The following is a 15,500-nucleotide window of genomic DNA, read 5'->3' on the forward strand; positions in this document are numbered from 1 at the left end:
CTCAGCCGCCCGGCAGGTCCAGTACGATATTGCGGCCGCGCTTGACATAGCGCAGCTGGGTTTCGCCGATGGCCGCGACCTGGCCGCCATCGACGGTGTCGCCGACCTTGACCTTCACGAAGCGGCCAGAGGGCAGCCGCAGCAGCGCGCGGCGGTCGGCCGAGGTTCCGTAGACGCCGATCAGGTTGAGATTACGAAGATTGATGGCATCGGGCAGGGTGGCCTGCCGGGCGACCGATGCGGCGGTGGGAATGGCCGGTTGCACCGGGGCTGCAACGGCCTGCACCGTCCTGTCCTCGAAATCCGAAGGGCGCGAGGCCGGGCGGAGCGAGGCGCTGAGCGCGTTGTCGGGCAGTTCGTCGGAGTCCGCAGCCTCGTCCTCGCCGTCGGCGAGGTCTTCCAGTGCGGCCGTCACAGCGGCATCGGTGGCGGGCGCGGGCGCCAGGTCTTCTGGCCGTGCCCGCGGATGCGTGCCGGGAACAGCGGTGGCCGGGTTTTCGGCCCGGGCCAGAACGGATGCGGGCCGGGTGCGGGGCGAGTAGCTTGCGATCCGGGCGGCCAGGGCGGGGTCGGCCGCGACCACTGCGGGCGGCGGCGCCTCGGCCGTCTGAGGCGCAGGGCGCGCCGATGGCCGCGGAGCGCTCTCCTGGGGGAGCGCCGCGTTCTGGGCCGCTGGGGCGTCGTCGCCCAGGGCTTCGGCGCGGTCGTCTGGAGCGTCGACATGCGGATCTTCGGGCGCGTCGGCGGCCGTTCCGGCCGGCGGGCCCAGATCGCCGGGGCGGCCCGGGGGGGTCGTTTCGGGCCGGACATCGTAGACCGGAACGCCATCGGTGGTAATCTCGGCACCATCGGCGGTATCGCCGGGAGCGGGCACCGCAATCGGCTCGGGTTCGGGCACGAGATCGGCGGGACGGGCCCGCGGCACCGCCGCAGGCTTGCCGCGGAACACGGTCACGCCATCCGGTGTCAGCGCGCCTTCGGGCGTGGCCTCGACCAGACCGTGTTCGTCGAGTTCGAAGGTCTGGTCGGGCCCGGGCGGGTCGGCCTGCATCGGCAGCGGCTGGTCGTCTCTGCGGGCAATCTGCGGATCGGGCAGCATGCCGGCTTCGGGCGGCCGGACCGCCCGATCGATGTCGGAGACATACAGATCTCCGATCCGGTCCTGCGCCGGTGCGCTCATCGGGTCCGGGGCGCGCTGCCACATCCCGGTACTGGCATAGGCCTCGAGCGCTTCGGCTTCTGACAGCGGCGCCGGCACGGGCGAGTCCGGGGTGGCGCTATCGGCACGCGGTGCGTTGCCGCTTGCCTGCTGGTGCGGCGCGTCACCGGACGCGCGCCCCGAGGAAGGCTCGGCAGGCGGTTGCCGGTCCGGTGCCCCGGCTTGCGAGCGCTCTGCCCCGGAGGGCGGGGCAAGACCCGCGGTGGTGCCGGTATCCGGAGCGGGTGTCGGGTCCCGAGGCAGCAGGATCGCCCCCAGGGCGACGGCCGCAACGACCGCAATCCCCGCCCCGCCCAGTTTGACGATCTGCATCGGCTCCGGCCCGGCCGAGGGGCGCGCGGCGGCGCTCAGGTCGAGCCCGCGCATCGGCTGCGGCTCCGGACGGACCGACCCGGTAGGGCGGCGCCCGGTCCCCGCAGCGGGGCGCGCTGCGGATTGTTCCGTCCCGGCGGGGGCCTCCGCTTGTGGCGGGCGGGGGGCGGAAGGAGAGGCGGGGACAGGTGAGATTGGCGCCGATGGAGTCGGACTGGCAGCCGGGGGTGCAGGCACGGAGACGGCCGCCGGGGCTGGATCGACGGCAGGCGCAGGCGGTGGTGCAACCTGTTTGTCCTGCGCCCCGGGGGCAGGTGCGGGCTTGGCCTGCGCTCGGGTTTCTGTTCTTTGCGCGGGCCCTGTCTTTTGGGTGGAGACGACCTTTGGGGCAGGCTCTGCCTCCCGGGTGGGGGCTGCCTTGGGTGGGGTGCCGGCCTTGGCTGCCGGCTTTGTCTTGAGCGCGGCCTCTGCACCGGAAGCGGGGGCGGCCTCGGGGGCTGTTTTGGCCTCCGGCACGGGCTTTGCCTCGGGGACGGGGCGCGGGGCCTTGTCCGGTCTGGCCTCGGGGGCCGCCGGTGCGTCCGCTGCCAGCAGCGTTGCGGCTGCGGCGGTCGGGCCGAAGGATGCCTCGCCCTCGAATTGCGCGGCGGGCGGCCGGGCCACGAAACTGACCGGATCGAACTGATGGGCCTGCGCGAAGGCCTCGGCCTCGGCCAGCGTCTCGCGTGCGACCACCGCCAGCCGGGCCCTGCCGCCGGTCTCCTGCCAGTCGAAGACCAGCTCCTCGACCGGATAGGGCGTCAGCCCGTCAAGCCCGCGCAGAAGGCTCGCACGTTTCGCGGCCCGGCTCTCGCCCTCGACCGGAAGCTCCGTGTAAAGGATCTGGCTGTCGGGGATCACCAGCGCGACCAGGGGCCGGCCCTCGGCAAGGTTGCCCGCGGTCGCGCGCAGAAGGCGCAGCGTTTGGACCAGGCCCGGGTCGTGCAGGGACACCTCGCCCAGAGACCGCCAGCCCGCCTTGGCGCGGTGCTGAAGGCCGATCCCGTCCTCGGCGAGCGTCAGCGCGAAATCTGGTTTCATTGCGGCTCTCTACACCGGTTATGCCCCGGTCCCATAGCTCGATCCTGCGGACTATAGCAGGAAACCGCCGACCGGAAGAAGGGGGCACGGCATGTCGGAGCCGGGGGCGTCTTGTCCCGGTCTGTTCGAAGACCAATTAAGGATGACAGAAAGAACGAGGATAGTTTTCATGCGTCTTGTCCCTCTTGCCCCGCTTGCCCTTGTCGTTTCGGCGCTGGTCGCGCCGATCGCGGCCGATGCCGCCCCCGAACTGAGCGTCACCGGAACCGGCACCGCGACCGCAACGCCCGACATGGCGACGCTGAGGCTGGGCGTCGGTCATGAGGCCGACACCGCGGCCGAGGCCATGGCCCTGGTTTCGGACGATCTCGGCCGGGTGATGGCCGAATTGCAGGCCGCGGGTATCGAGGCGCGCGACATCCAGACATCGGGGCTGAACCTGTCGCCGGTCTGGGGCGACCGCGCGGATGGCAAGCGTCCCCGGATCACCGGCTACAGTGCCGCCAACGGGGTGACCGTGAGAGTGCGGGAACTGGACGGGCTCGGGCCGTTGCTCGACACGGTGATCGGGACCGGCGCCAACACGCTCGACGGTCTGAGCTTCGGCCTGCAGGAACCCGGACCGGTCCTGGACGAGGCGCGTCGGGCCGCGGTGGCCGAGGCACGGCGCAAGGCAGAGCTGTTCGCCTCCGCCTCGGGGCAGAGCCTCGGCTCGCTGGTCTCGATCGTCGAGCAGGGGGCGAGCCAGCCGATGCCGATGCGGATGAAGATGTCGTTTGAATCCATGGCCGACTCTATGCCGATGGCCGAGGGCGAGCTTGCACTCGATGCGACGGTGACGATGGTCTTCGAACTCGGCGACGCGGCCGAGTAAGGCGCAGGAGGCCGACCGCGTCCGGGTTCGGGCGCGGTCGGCTTACGGGCTCAGATCTGCGCCAGAGCCTGCTCGAGATCGGCGATCAGGTCATCGGCATCCTCGATCCCGATCGACACCCGCACCACATCGGGATTGGCGCCCGCGGCGATCTGCTGCTCTTCGGTCAGCTGGGCATGGGTGGTCGAGGCCGAATGGATCACCAGCGACCGGGTATCGCCCAGGTTCGCCACATGGCTGAACAGCTGCACCGCATCGACGAACCTGACGCAGGCGTCATAGCCGTCCTTCAGCGCGAAGGTGAACAGCCCGCCGGTGCCCTTGGGGCAGATCCGTTTCGCACGCTCGGCATAGGGCGAGGAGGGCAGCCCGGCATAGGTGACGCGGGCCACCTTGGGATGGGCCTCGAGCCAGCCTGCGACCCTGACCGCATTGGCGCAGTGACGCTCCATCCGCAGGCTGAGGGTCTCGATCCCCATCAGCGTGTAATGGGCGCCCTGCGGGTTCATCGTCATCCCGAGATCGCGCAGCCCCACGGCGATCGAATGGAAGGTGAAGGCGGCGGGCCCGAAGGTCGCGTGGAAATTCAGCCCGTGATAGGCGGGCTCGGGCTCGGAGAGCGAGGGGAACTTGTCGCTCGCCGACCAGTCGAACTTGCCGGAATCGACCACCACGCCCCCAGTCACCGTGCCGTTGCCGGTCAGATACTTGGTGGCAGAATGCACGACCAGCGTCGCACCATGCTCGATCGGGCGGCAGAGATAGGGCGTGGCCGAGGTGTTGTCGACGATCAGCGGCAGCCCGGCCGCGTCCGCGATCTTCGAGATCGCGTCGAGATCGGTGACATAGCCGCCCGGATTGGCGACCGACTCGCAGAACACCGCGCGGGTATCGTCGTCGATGGCAGCCGCGACCGCGTCGAGATCGTCGAAATCGACGAACCTGGCCGACCAGCCGAAGCGCCTGATGGTCTGGCTGAACTGGGTGACCGTGCCGCCGTAAAGCCGGGTCGAGGCGACCACGTTGCGGCCCGGCGCCATCAGCGGGAAGAGCGCCATGATCTGCGCCGCATGGCCCGAGGAACAGCAGACCGCGCCCGCGCCGCCTTCCAGCGCCGCCACCCGCTCGGCCAGAACCTGCACGGTCGGGTTGGTCAGCCGCGAATAGATGAAGCCCACTTCCTTAAGCCCGAACAGCGCCGCCGCATGCTCGGCGTTGCGGAAGACATAGGAGGTGGTCTGGTAGATCGGCACCTGGCGGGCGCCGGTGGCCGGGTCGGGCTTGGCCCCGGCATGGATCTGCAACGTATCGAACCCGTACGGACGGTCTTCGCTCATCGGATCGGAACTCCCTTGTTCCCGGTTCTGCCCAAGCATTAGGCCATCGTCCGGAACTGGGCAACAAGAGCGGCTCGAAAAGAACGGATGCCTCTCCCCGCCCCTGCGGATGGGACAGCAGCCTTTCGGCCCGGCCCGGGGCAGCCTGGATCAGGCGGGGCGGGTCAGGTGGGCCCTTCTTCTTGGCGAAAATACCCCCCACACGCGCTTGCCGCATGCCCGGAGGCGAAAGCGGCGCGGTCGCCCCGTCGGCACCCGACAGGTCCGGCGAGATGTCACGCGGGACGGCGGTCGCGAGGCAGCGCCCCGCCGGCCCGAAACGCAGACGCGCCGCCCTTTCGGGGCGGCGCGTCGCTGTCCTGTCCCTGCGGGCTTTTTCCCGCGGGCTTCAGCAGCAGTCCTCAGCGGCCGGCGATCAGGCCCATCTGTTCGAGCTTGAGGATCACCTGCTGGGCGCAGTTGTCGACGTCGATGCCGGTCGTGTCGACCGCGACCTCGGGATCCGCCGGGGCCTCATAGGGGTCCGAGATCCCGGTGAATTCCTTGATCTTGCCTTCGCGGGCAAGCTTGTAGAGCCCCTTGCGGTCGCGCTTCTCGCATTCCTCCAGCGGCGTGGCCACATGCACCTCGCAGAAGGCGCCATAGGCCTCGATCATCTCGCGCACCGCCCGTCTCGTCGCCGAATAGGGCGCGATCGGCGCACAGATAGCGATGCCGCCATTCTTGGTGATCTCGGAGGCGACATAGCCGATCCGGCGGATGTTGATGTCACGATGCTCCTTCGAGAAGCCCAGCTCGGAAGACAGATGCTTGCGCACCACGTCGCCATCCAGAAGCGTCACCGGACGCCCGCCCATCTCCATCAGCTTGACCATGAGCGCATTGGCGATGGTCGACTTGCCCGAGCCCGAAAGCCCGGTGAAGAAGACGGTGAACCCCTGTTTCGCCCGCGGCGGACGGGTCCGGCGCAGCTCGGAGACCACTTCGGGGAAGGAGAACCATTCCGGGATCTCCAGCCCCTCGGCCAGGCGACGGCGCAGCTCGGTGCCCGAGATGTTCAGAACGGTCACGCCCTCTTCGATCTCGTCGGCGGGCTCGTACTGGGCGCGCTCCTGGACGAAGACCATGTGCTTGAACGGCACCATCTCGAGGCCGATCTCGTCTTCGTATTCCTTGAACAGCTCCTGCGCGTCATAGGGGCCGTAGAAATCTTCGCCGGCCGAGTTCTTGCCGGGGCCGGCATGGTCGCGGCCGACGATGAAATGGGTGCAGCCGTGGTTCTTGCGGATCAGCCCGTGCCAGACCGCCTCGCGCGGGCCCGCCATCCGCATCGCGAGGTTAAGAAGGCTCATCGTGGTGGTCGATTGCGGGTACTTGTCCAGCACCGCCTCGTAGCAGCGCACCCGGGTGAAGTGATCGACATCGCCCGGTTTGGTCATGCCCACGACCGGATGGATCAGGAGGTTCGCCTGGGCCTCGCGGGCGGCGCGGAAGGTCAGTTCCTGATGCGCGCGGTGCAGCGGGTTGCGGGTCTGGAACGCCACGATCCGGCGCCAGCCCAGCTTGCGGAAATAGGCGCGCAGTTCGTTCGGGGTGTCGCGGCGGGCGCGGAAATCGTAATGCACGGGCGGCTGGATTCCGGTGACCGGCCCGCCCAGATAGATCCGGCCCGCGGTGTGATGCAGATAGTTCACCGCCGGGTGGGCGATGTCGTCGGCGCCGAACACCTTCTCGGCCTCGCGATGCTTGTCGGGCTCCCAGCGGTCGGTGACCGTCATCGTGCCGAGGATCACCCCCTCCATGTCGCGCAGGGCGATGTCCTGGCCGATTTCCAGCCCGTCGGCAAACTCGGTCGAGACATCCAGGGTGATCGGCATCGGCCAGAGTGTGCCGTCCTCCAGACGCATCCGTTCCACGACGCTGTCATAGTCGGCCTGGCTCAGGAAGCCCTTCAGCGGGTTGAACCCGCCATTCATCAGGAGTTCGAGATCGCAGATCTGCCGTGCCGTCAGATCCCAGCTCGGAAGCTCCCCGGCCTCCGCCTTCAGCTTCTGGGCACTCTCGTGGGAAACGTACAGTTCGGGGATCGGGGCGAGGTTTGAAATCGACATGACGGGACCTGATGGTTCAACCAAAATACGCGGCGGTGCGGGCCGGGCAGCCCGGATGGCCGGGGCTTAGCCTGCAATCTGCGCGCGGTGCAAGCGGCGGCTCGGCAATTCGGGGAAAAAGGCCGACCGCGTCGCTTTTCCGCCGATGGCGGACCATCTTCCCGGTTGTCGCGGCCCCGGCGAAACGCCGGAGCGCCGCGCGCGCGGGCCCCGGAACGGGGCGGTGGCTCAGGGCCAGGCCCGTGCCGGGCCCGCAGCGCGCACGAGCGGCGGAGCCGGGTCAAACAGCACCAGATGGGTCAGGTCGGGGCGGCTGCGCGAGGGGTAAAGCATCCCCTGGGCGCCGTCCCGCCGCGCGGCATCGGAAAACGCCCAGGTCGGAGAGGGCGCCCCGGCGCTGCGCAGATCCTGCCAGACGACCGAGGCGCGGGTGGGGTCGGGCAGGGCGCGCAGATCGACGATCCGGTCGGCCGCGACCGCAAGCGGGACCAGCGCCCGCGCCGGGGCGTCCGGTGTCAGGTAGCGGGCGATGGCCACGCCCGCGCCCTCGGGCGTGAGCGAGGCATAAAGCACGGCCTCGCCGGAATGATGAAACCGGCCCTCGGGGCTTGAGACGGGGGCGCAGGGTGCCTCCGCCCGCTCGGCCGCGATCAGCCGCCAGACGAGGCCCCGAAAGGCGATCATGCGTCTTGCGGAACTTCGGCCCCGTAGCCCAGCGGCAGGCTTGTCTCCTTGCCCTCGTCGAGCCCGGCCTCGGCCAGGAAACGCTCGACCTCCAACGCGGCCATGCAGCCCATGCCGGCCGAGGTCACCGCCTGGCGGTACTTGTGGTCGGTAAGGTCGCCCGCGGCGAAGACGCCGGGGATCGAGGTCGCGGTGGAATCGGGCGCGGTCACGACATAGCCGCCCATATGGGTCTCGAGCTGGTCGCTGACCAGTTCCGAGGCAGGCGCATGGCCGATGGCGATGAAGACCCCCTTGCAGGCGATCTCGCGGGTCTCGCCGGTCTCGACATGGCGGACCCGGATGCCCTCGACGCCCAGCGGGGCGTCGGTGCCCGTCACCTCGTCAAGCGCGTGGTTCCACAGCACCTCGACCTTTGGATTGGCAAACAGCCGCTTCTGCAGCACCTTCTCGGCGCGCAGCTCGCCCCGGCGGTGGATCAGCGTCACCTTCGAGGCGAAGCGGGTCAGGAAAAGCGCCTCTTCCACGGCTGCATTGCCGCCGCCGATCACCGCGACCTCCTGCCCGCGATAGAAGAAGCCGTCGCAGGTGGCGCAGGCCGAGACGCCGAAGCCCTTGAACTTCTCTTCCGAGGGCAGGCCCAGCCATTTCGCCTGGGCGCCGGTCGCGAGGATCAGCGCGTCGCAGGTATAGGTGGTGCCGCTGTCGGCAAAGGCGGTGAAGGGCCGTTTCGACAGGTCGAGCCGCGAGATGTAGTCCGAGACGATCTCGGCCCCCATGGCGCGGGCATGGGCCTCCATCTTGACCATCAGATCGGGACCCTGGATCTCGGTCTCGCCGGGCCAGTTCTCGACCTCGGTGGTGATGGTGAGCTGGCCGCCGGGCTGGATGCCCTGGATCAGAGCCGGCTCCAGCATCGCGCGCGCGGCATAGACGGCAGCGGTATAGCCCGCCGGGCCCGACCCGATGATCAGCACGCGGACATGTCGTTTCTCGGTCACTTGCAGATACCTTTCTGATGTCGGGACGGTTATAGTTGTCGCGATGAGGGATGGCAAACTTGGCCTCGGGCAGGGCCTGCCGCAAGTGGGGGAGTCGAAATCCGATGGTTCGATATGCTCTGGCAGCCGTTGCGGGACTGATCTCGGCGACCGGACTGCAGGCCCAGGAGGTCGCGCAACAGACCGTTTCCGCCGAGATGCCGTCGCAATGCGCGATCGTGGACAGCTCCCGGATCGTGTCGGTGGTGGTGTGCGGCGGTCCGCGGGACGAGGCCGCCTTCGCCGAGGCAGGGCGCGTCGCCTGCGGTGCGCGCAGGCCCTGCGGCGCCTGGTTCTGGCCCTCGCGCGAGCTGGCTCCGGAAACGGCGCCCGCCAATCATGACGGATTGACCCAGGCGCAGGTTGTGTCGTCCTACGGGGTCTGGGTCGCCGAGCGCGGGATTTTCGTGCGGATCGAACGGGCCGAGTGACGGCCCGGCGCCTTCAGGCCCTGTCTTCCTTTATCCGAGACAATCGAGTGCCGAGACGAGGAAGACGAGCCCCATGAAGCTTGAGGGTGTTTTTCGCATCGCAAGCCGATCCGGCGGAAGCGATTGATCTGGCAATAGGAATTCTCGGCTTTGGGGCGTTCAGCATGGAGGTCGGGAGCGGGGAGGGGCCCGACCGCGCGGGGCGGGTTCGTCTGGATCTGGGCCTCGGCCTCGCCCCCGTCTGCGATCTTCCTGCGCAGAGCGCCTGCCATCGGCGATGACGTGGCAAAGGCCCGCGGCCCCGTCGATCAGCGCCGCAGCCTGCAGGCACTCGTCGCGCTGTCCGGCGGTCGGGATCGGCCGCAGCGGGCGCCCCGGAACATCGGCGGTGGCATGGGGCCGCCACGCGAACGCCCGATCCCCTGAGCCCCCTCTGTCTCTCGTACCCGCAGGGGCCTTGCAAACGGCGCTGTCGATGAGGGCGTATTCGAAGTCGGGTTCCACGCCCGTCTCATTGAAAATGCGCTCCCTCCGCCATCGCCCATCTGCGGCCCCGCGCCTGCGTTCCCTTAAACTTGCCGAAGGCGGGTGGCAGATCCCGCCAAGGCGCGCCCGTCCGCGCCAGCCACAGCCCTGCATCTACAAACCATCGATTGTCGGCGCCGCCTCGGCAGCCCATCGCGTCCCGGCAGATGCCCCATGATCCGCGCCCATTGCATGTTTATCAGCGTCCGCCCGCCCAAGATCGCCTCCGTTTTCCATCTTGAAGAAGACCTCCCGGCAGATGGGAAACCCCTGAATGGGCCTTGATGCTGTATCCGCCCCCAATGGCATCTGTGCACCAAGGTGGGGGATTACGGCATCAAGGCGGAGTCCCCCGGTCCGCGTCGCGGCCGGCCGGACCCTGCGGCCGCCCTCCCGATGGACCAGAGGCCCTTCATCCAATAACTTTCAAACCGCACCACTCAAGTGGTGCAGACCATGGCGGGTCCGTTGCCACAGGTCATCGAAGGCGCCAGATTCACTGACGGTGTGGCCGTGCGCGAACCCGATACCCGCGCTGCCTGATCAGGCTCCGTGATCTGAAATCGGGCATAGCTCCAGAGTAACATGAGAATATGTGTCCACTTAACCTTCTTTCCATGCTATTTTGGGAACGGAGGACCCCGCCATGGATGGAACACCGAAAGCGACGAAACCCAAGACTCGTGACGCGAAGACCAAGATCGCGCAAACCCGCATGAGCGTTCTGGAACTGGCGAAAGAACTCGGCAACGTGGCCGAGGCCTGTCGCCAGCGCGGCATGGACCGCACCAGCTTCTACGAGTGGAAACGTCGGTTTTGGGTTTGAGGGACCGTGGCGCCGGTGGCGCCGCGTAAGCCCGAGAACGGGCTTCGAGGGGCTGAAGGACCTGCCGCCGATCCACAAGACCCACCCTCAAACGACCCCGCCGGAGACGGTCGAGCGGATCAAGGCGCTGGCGCTCGAACATCCGGCCTATGGCTGCAACCGCTTCGAGGCGATGCTGGCGCTCGAGGGCGTGCGGGTCTCCTCGATCACCATCCAGAAGATCCTGAACGGTCGCCAGCGTGGCGCCACCGGTTCGAGCCCGCTGGCGACGCCTGGGCACGCGCTACGACCGCTGGCTGGCGCTCGAGGACGCCCATGCGGGCCAGACCATCGAGATCACTGCCGAACAGGCCGCCTTCCTCGAGAAGCAGAACCCGTGCTTCCGGGAACGACACGTGGAATCAGGCACTCCCGGCGAGCTGCTCTCGGCCGACACGTTCTTCGTCGGCACGCTGAAGGGGATCGGCAAGGTCTATCTGCACGCGGTCGTCGACACCTTCGGCAGCTACGCCTTCGGCTTCCTGCACGTTTCCAAGCAGCCCGAGGCGGCGGTCGCAGTCCTGCACAACGACGTCCTGCCCTTCTACCGCGCCCTGGATCTGCCGGTGAAAGCGGTGCTGACCGAGCGAGCCATTGAAGGCGCCATTGGTTCGAGCCCAATGGCGAGCGGCCGCGAATTCTGCGGCACCGAGCGTCACCCCTACGAGCTCTACCTCGACCTCAACGCCATCGAGCATCGCCGCACCAAGGTCCGCACGCCGAAGGCCAACGGCTTCGTCGAGCGGTTCAATGGCACGGTGCCGGAGGAGTTCTTCCGCGTGAAGATGCGCGAGACCTTCTACGAGACTGTCGAGGCCCTCCAGGCCGATCTCAACGCCTGGCTCGTCCACTACAACACCGAGCGCCCGCATCTGGGTTACCGAAACATGGGGCGACGTCCCATCGAAACCGTAATGTCATTCGTTAGCCAAGAAGGTTAAGTGTACAACCCCGTGTTCGTGGCTTCTCTCGAACCAATGGCGTTCAACCACTCACCTCCAGCGCTTCCAACGGTTATAGAGGGTCTTCGTCGGGCCGTATTCCTTCGGCGCATCGCACCAACGCAACCCATTGCGATTGATGAAGATTATGCCGATGAGGACGCGACGATCATCGACGCGGGGCTTACCATGGCTCTTGGGAAAGAACGGCTTCCGGCGTTCCATCTGTGCATCGCTCAGCCAGTAAAGATTGCTCATCGATCAGGTCTCCTTGCGGAGCCTGAATCATGCCAAATGCCTGAAATCAATGGGGCTGCAGCCTAGTTTACTCGTCACTGTGACCGAGGGGCAGATCCGCCCAGGGAAACAGGCACAAGACGAGACCAAGACATCATGAAGAGGACTGAGGTGGGCTAGAAATATGTGCTTCGAGAGCTTTACGGGCCGATGAGATCTCAGTGTCGAACTGTTTTAGCAAGGAGCTTTGGCTTGCAATGCTCTCTGACTTCGAAGCAATGGATATCTTCTGGCAACATGCGGAGACCCGTCCTAAACCGAATTGACGGCTCAATCCCAGAAGGCTGTGCAGCGTGCGTTCGACTCCTTCAAGATCGCCGTCATCAAGGCGAGCACGCAGGTCTTGCGACTGGAGGTCCAACTTTTCAATCAGAGAAGCAAAGATAGAGCGGACGCGATCGGGTGGTATCGTCTGACGTAAGACATCTAGCCATTCCAGTGAAAGTGTAGGCGGTTCGGTTGCGGAGACTTTTTCGCGTAGATCAGAATTATTCGTCGGAATTCCGATAAAATTGGATGGCATATCGTGCTGCTGCGTGGTGGCCGATAATTCATCGGATCCTCCCGTGAATTTGCCCAGAACGAAAAAAAGTTTATTCCAGTCTATGGGTTTGGTCAGGACTGCCGAGAATGCTTTTTCTTTTTCGAAACTCTGCCGAGCAAGCGCATCGGCTGTCAGCAAAATGATCGGAGGCCCATTTTCGTTCTCCGCTTGGATCACTCGGGCTGCGGTCATACCGTCCATCACCGGCATCTGCATGTCCATGATGATAGCGTCGAAATCACCCTCTTTAACTGCAGTGACAGCCTCGGCGCCATTTTCGACTGTGGAAACCGTGTGACCGCACATCTCGAGGGCGTCGTTCAGCAGGAGGCGATTGGTCTCATTATCCTCTGCGATCAGGATGTTAAGAGGTTTGCCATGGGTAGGTTCCAGCGCGATGTGTGCGGGATGAGTGATGTTGTTCGTTGCCTCGGTCGCCTCGGGCAAACTGATCGTCAGCCGAAAAACAGAGCCTTCTCCCTCGACGCTGCTAACGTTGATTTCGCCATCCATCGCTTGCGCCAGGCGTCCCGAGATCGCCAGCCCCAATCCGGTACCGCCGAAACGGCGTGTGGTCGAGGCCTCGGCCTGTGTGAAGGGTTGGAACAAATTCGCCTGAAGATCGGATGGAATACCGATGCCGGTATCCGCAATCTCGAATTCCACGCGCCACCGTCCGTCCGGAAGCTTTTCGGCACCGCTCAAACTCAGAGTTACCCTGCCCTTGTCGGTAAATTTCAAGGCATTTGTGGTCAGGTTCAGCAATATCTGCTGCAGCCGCATCGGATCGCCCATGAGCGTCGGCGATGGAGATATCCGATGCTCAATCCTGAAATCCAGCCCCTTTTTCTGCGCGGTGCCGGACAGCAGCTCGTAAATATCTGCGATCACGGTATCCGGCAGGAAGGCGATCGCCTCGAGGCTGAGCTTGCCCGCTTCGATCTTCGAGAAATCGAGAATGTCGTCGAGCAGGGCAAGCAAGTTCACCCCTGAACGTCGCAACGTGTCGATCCAGTTGCGATGGCGAACCGATTGGGTTTCCGCAAGCAGCAAGTCGGCGATGCCCAGGATTCCAGTCATTGGTGTGCGCAACTCGTGGCTCATGACGGCGAGGAAGCTCGATTTTGCTTCGCTGGCGCGCTCCGCGTCCCGGCGGGCGCGGTCTCGCTGATCTGCCAGAATTTCCAGATCGTTGGCTTTCTGCTCGAGGCCGAGGCGCGCCGCCTCCAGCTCACGTTCCGCCGCGACGCGATCGGTGATGTCGCGCAAGACGCCCGTATAGGCGGAACCGAACTCGGTCATCATCTCAGAGACGCTTAGCTCGACGGGAAACTCTTCGCCATTTCGGCGTCGTCCCGTCAGCCTTCGCGACATGCCGACGACCTTCCGTATGACGCCCAGCGACTCGGTCTCCGAATAGGCTCCAGTCTTTCTGGCGACCGCCTCGGGCATCAGAATCGATACGTTCTGGCCGACGAGTTCTGCAGCGCGATATTGAAATATTCGTGCCGCCGCGGCGTTTGCGGAAAGGATCACTCCACGCATGTCAATGGAAATGATCCCGTCCAGCGCACTCTCGAGAACGACTGCCAGCTCCCGCTCTTTGGCGATCAGAGCCTGCTCGGCAGCCTTGACACTGCTCACGTCGAATATCACGCCAGTGAAGATGACGGTATCATCAGGGCTGTCGGCGGCGCGCTGAGGTCTTGAGAAGGCGCGCCACCATCGAGTTTCGCCGTCACGCAGAAAGCGGCCTTCGAATTGCCAGTCTTCGCCAGTCGATATCGAATGCGAGATGCTCGCGACCCAGGCATCGATTTCGTCAGGATGGATTTGAAACAAGCTCCAATCCTCGACAAGAGCGTCTGCTTCAAGGCCGAGAATTTCGTAAGAGCGGGGGCTGACATAGGTAAAACCGTGGCGGGTCCCCGGGCCCTCCTGCCATTGGTAGATTACGCCGGGAACCTGACTGGTGATATTGCGGAAACGCTCTTCGCTCTGTCTCAGGGCATTTTCTATCGCCATGCGATCGCCGACGTCGCGGATCGAGTAGATGGTCTTTGATGTGCCCTGCAGCTCAACGCTGCTTGAGCTGATCTCAAGACAAAGCTCCGTACCGTCTGCTCGCCGGCCCTGCACAATTGACGGGGTGGAGGGGTTGGCCAGGACTGCCTCGACCGGGAATATCTCGGAGACGGGCATCGATTTGGTTTGCGCGGCCGACCTGCCGAACATGGTCTCGGCTGCGGTGTTCAGTTCGACGACCTCTCCGGATTCGTCGACGACCACGATTGCATCGCGGATCGCCTTTGCCACCGAAGCCAGACGCCTTTCAGTACGGGCCAGGTTCAGTACCTGGCGTTGGCGCCCTGTCGCCAGCGCTCCGAGAAACAGGGCCAGTGGCAAGGAAAGTCCTCGAAGCAGTTGCAAATGACCGAGGCTGTGTGTCCACCCACCGCGTGGTGTGGCCGCGATTTGCCAAACCAGCCCCGGCAGAACGATGTCTCGTAAGATGGAGGTCGGTGCGAAAAGCTGTTCCTGACCTCTGAAGACCCGACCCGGATCGCCATCGTCAGCCTTCAGGCGCAGAGCGATATCCAGGTGGTTCTCAAGAGGGAGCATGCCAGCCTGTGCAAACACGCTCTCCGCGTCCAGAACCAGGCTCAGAATACCCCAATAGGAGCCGTCCCCAAGAAATACCGGTGTCCGGCTTATCAGGCCAACACCGCCTTGCTTGAGGTTGAGAGGTCCGGTCACAATAGTTGTCTTTCTGTCAATGGCTTTTTTTACAGCGGGCCATTGTTCCTTGATGTCGGGATAATACAGGCCGATGACGGAAGAATTGCTGGGTGCGGGGAATACGTATTTGATACGGTTTCCGGGGGCCATGCCGATATTGCGAATGTTGCGTCCCGCCCCGTGTAGTGACGCCATTGCCGCTTTCATCTCCTGTGGGTCGACGGACTTGCTTGCCGTGATGAATGCAATGAGTCCGTTTGCAAGATATACGTTCGAGTTGATCTCTGTCTGCAAACGAGCTGAAAACGTCATGACCTCCTGAGCCACCAGATCGCGTTCCGCCTCCAGCAGAGCCCGCTTCTCTATGGTGATCGCCCCGTTGGCAGCCGCCAGGACGATCAGGAAGACGATCATGCCCGCCATCACCGGATGCCTGGGCAGGGATTTTCTGGGCCTGAGAAAGCTCATTTGGAGGCGTCCCGCATCATCTGAACGGCAGCA

Annotated in this window: 9 protein-coding genes and 2 pseudogenes; 3 read left to right on the forward strand and 8 right to left on the reverse strand. The window is 65.2% G+C overall.

Annotation, left to right across the window (positions count from 1 at the left end; all coding sequences use genetic code 11):
* Position 1: 1 nt before the first annotated feature.
* Positions 2–2,611: a hypothetical protein gene (locus B5V46_RS19490; protein ID WP_155773908.1), complete on the reverse strand. Its 2,610-nt coding sequence runs from the start codon at positions 2,609–2,611 to the stop codon at positions 2–4.
* 169 nt (positions 2,612–2,780) lie between these two features.
* Between B5V46_RS19490 and B5V46_RS02995 the strand changes: the two genes are divergently transcribed.
* The gene (locus tag B5V46_RS02995) at positions 2,781–3,485 is read left to right on the forward strand and encodes an SIMPL domain-containing protein (RefSeq protein ID WP_080615208.1); all 705 of its coding nucleotides are present in this window, start codon (positions 2,781–2,783) and stop codon (positions 3,483–3,485) included.
* 50 nt (positions 3,486–3,535) lie between these two features.
* Here B5V46_RS02995 and B5V46_RS03000 read toward each other — a convergent pair whose 3' ends face one another.
* The 4 genes from B5V46_RS03000 to trxB all read right to left on the reverse strand — a co-directional run bounded on the left by B5V46_RS03000 (position 3,536) and on the right by trxB (position 8,618).
* Positions 3,536–4,822, reverse strand: coding sequence for an O-acetylhomoserine aminocarboxypropyltransferase/cysteine synthase family protein (locus B5V46_RS03000; RefSeq protein ID WP_080615209.1), 1,287 nt, complete (start codon positions 4,820–4,822; stop codon positions 3,536–3,538).
* Positions 4,823–5,223: 401 nt separating this feature from the next.
* Positions 5,224–6,933, reverse strand: coding sequence for a bifunctional sulfate adenylyltransferase/adenylylsulfate kinase (locus B5V46_RS03005; protein ID WP_080615210.1), 1,710 nt, complete (start codon positions 6,931–6,933; stop codon positions 5,224–5,226).
* Between the two features lie 228 nt (positions 6,934–7,161).
* Entirely contained in the window at positions 7,162–7,617 is a 456-nt protein-coding gene (locus B5V46_RS03010) for an RES family NAD+ phosphorylase (protein WP_080615211.1), read from the reverse strand.
* Positions 7,614–8,618 (reverse strand): thioredoxin-disulfide reductase, encoded by a 1,005-nt coding sequence (gene trxB, locus B5V46_RS03015; RefSeq protein ID WP_080615212.1) that lies wholly within the window; start codon positions 8,616–8,618, stop codon positions 7,614–7,616. Before trxB ends, B5V46_RS03010 begins: the two co-directional genes overlap by 4 nt.
* 104 nt (positions 8,619–8,722) lie before the next feature.
* On the opposite strand from trxB, the gene B5V46_RS03020 reads away from it, so the two are divergent.
* On the forward strand, positions 8,723–9,088 hold the full coding sequence (locus tag B5V46_RS03020) for a hypothetical protein (protein WP_080615213.1): 366 nt from the start codon (positions 8,723–8,725) through the stop codon (positions 9,086–9,088).
* Positions 9,089–9,599: 511 nt separating this feature from the next.
* On the opposite strand, the gene B5V46_RS20775 is transcribed toward B5V46_RS03020, so the two are convergent.
* Positions 9,600–9,767 carry a transposase gene (locus B5V46_RS20775; RefSeq protein WP_080615214.1) on the reverse strand — a complete coding sequence of 56 codons (168 nt, stop codon included), beginning with the start codon at positions 9,765–9,767 and terminating at the stop codon, positions 9,600–9,602.
* A 492-nt stretch (positions 9,768–10,259) separates the two neighbouring features.
* On the opposite strand from B5V46_RS20775, the pseudogene B5V46_RS03030 reads away from it, so the two are divergent.
* Positions 10,260–11,419: pseudogene (locus B5V46_RS03030) on the forward strand (integrase core domain-containing protein).
* Positions 11,420–11,476: 57 nt separating this feature from the next.
* Here the strand turns inward: B5V46_RS03030 and B5V46_RS03035 are convergent.
* Together B5V46_RS03035 and B5V46_RS03040 are read right to left on the reverse strand one after the other, a co-directional pair.
* A pseudogene (locus tag B5V46_RS03035) lies at positions 11,477–11,677 on the reverse strand (transposase); the annotation flags it as partial.
* A 133-nt stretch (positions 11,678–11,810) separates the two neighbouring features.
* Positions 11,811–15,467, reverse strand: a complete 3,657-nt coding sequence (locus tag B5V46_RS03040; protein WP_080615216.1) for a PAS domain S-box protein — start codon at positions 15,465–15,467, stop codon at positions 11,811–11,813.
* Positions 15,468–15,500 lie beyond the last annotated feature (33 nt).

The organism is Rhodovulum sp. MB263 (genome assembly GCF_002073975.1).
In the GTDB taxonomy this organism is placed as follows: Bacteria; Pseudomonadota; Alphaproteobacteria; order Rhodobacterales; family Rhodobacteraceae; genus Rhodovulum.

Bases quoted from the DNA above. Each gene is read 5' to 3' on its own strand.
- B5V46_RS02995 (WP_080615208.1), top strand. From the start codon at position 2,781: ATGCGTCTTGTCCCTCTTGCCCCGCTTGCCCTTGTCGTTTCGGCGCTG.
- B5V46_RS03010 (WP_080615211.1), bottom strand. From the start codon at position 7,617: ATGATCGCCTTTCGGGGCCTCGTCTGGCGGCTGATCGCGGCCGAGCGG.
- B5V46_RS03000 (WP_080615209.1), bottom strand. From the start codon at position 4,822: ATGAGCGAAGACCGTCCGTACGGGTTCGATACGTTGCAGATCCATGCC.
- B5V46_RS03020 (WP_080615213.1), top strand. From the start codon at position 8,723: ATGGTTCGATATGCTCTGGCAGCCGTTGCGGGACTGATCTCGGCGACC.
- B5V46_RS03040 (WP_080615216.1), bottom strand. From the start codon at position 15,467: ATGAGCTTTCTCAGGCCCAGAAAATCCCTGCCCAGGCATCCGGTGATG.
- B5V46_RS20775 (WP_080615214.1), bottom strand. From the start codon at position 9,767: ATGGGCTGCCGAGGCGGCGCCGACAATCGATGGTTTGTAGATGCAGGG.
- B5V46_RS03005 (WP_080615210.1), bottom strand. From the start codon at position 6,933: ATGTCGATTTCAAACCTCGCCCCGATCCCCGAACTGTACGTTTCCCAC.
- B5V46_RS19490 (WP_155773908.1), bottom strand. From the start codon at position 2,611: ATGAAACCAGATTTCGCGCTGACGCTCGCCGAGGACGGGATCGGCCTT.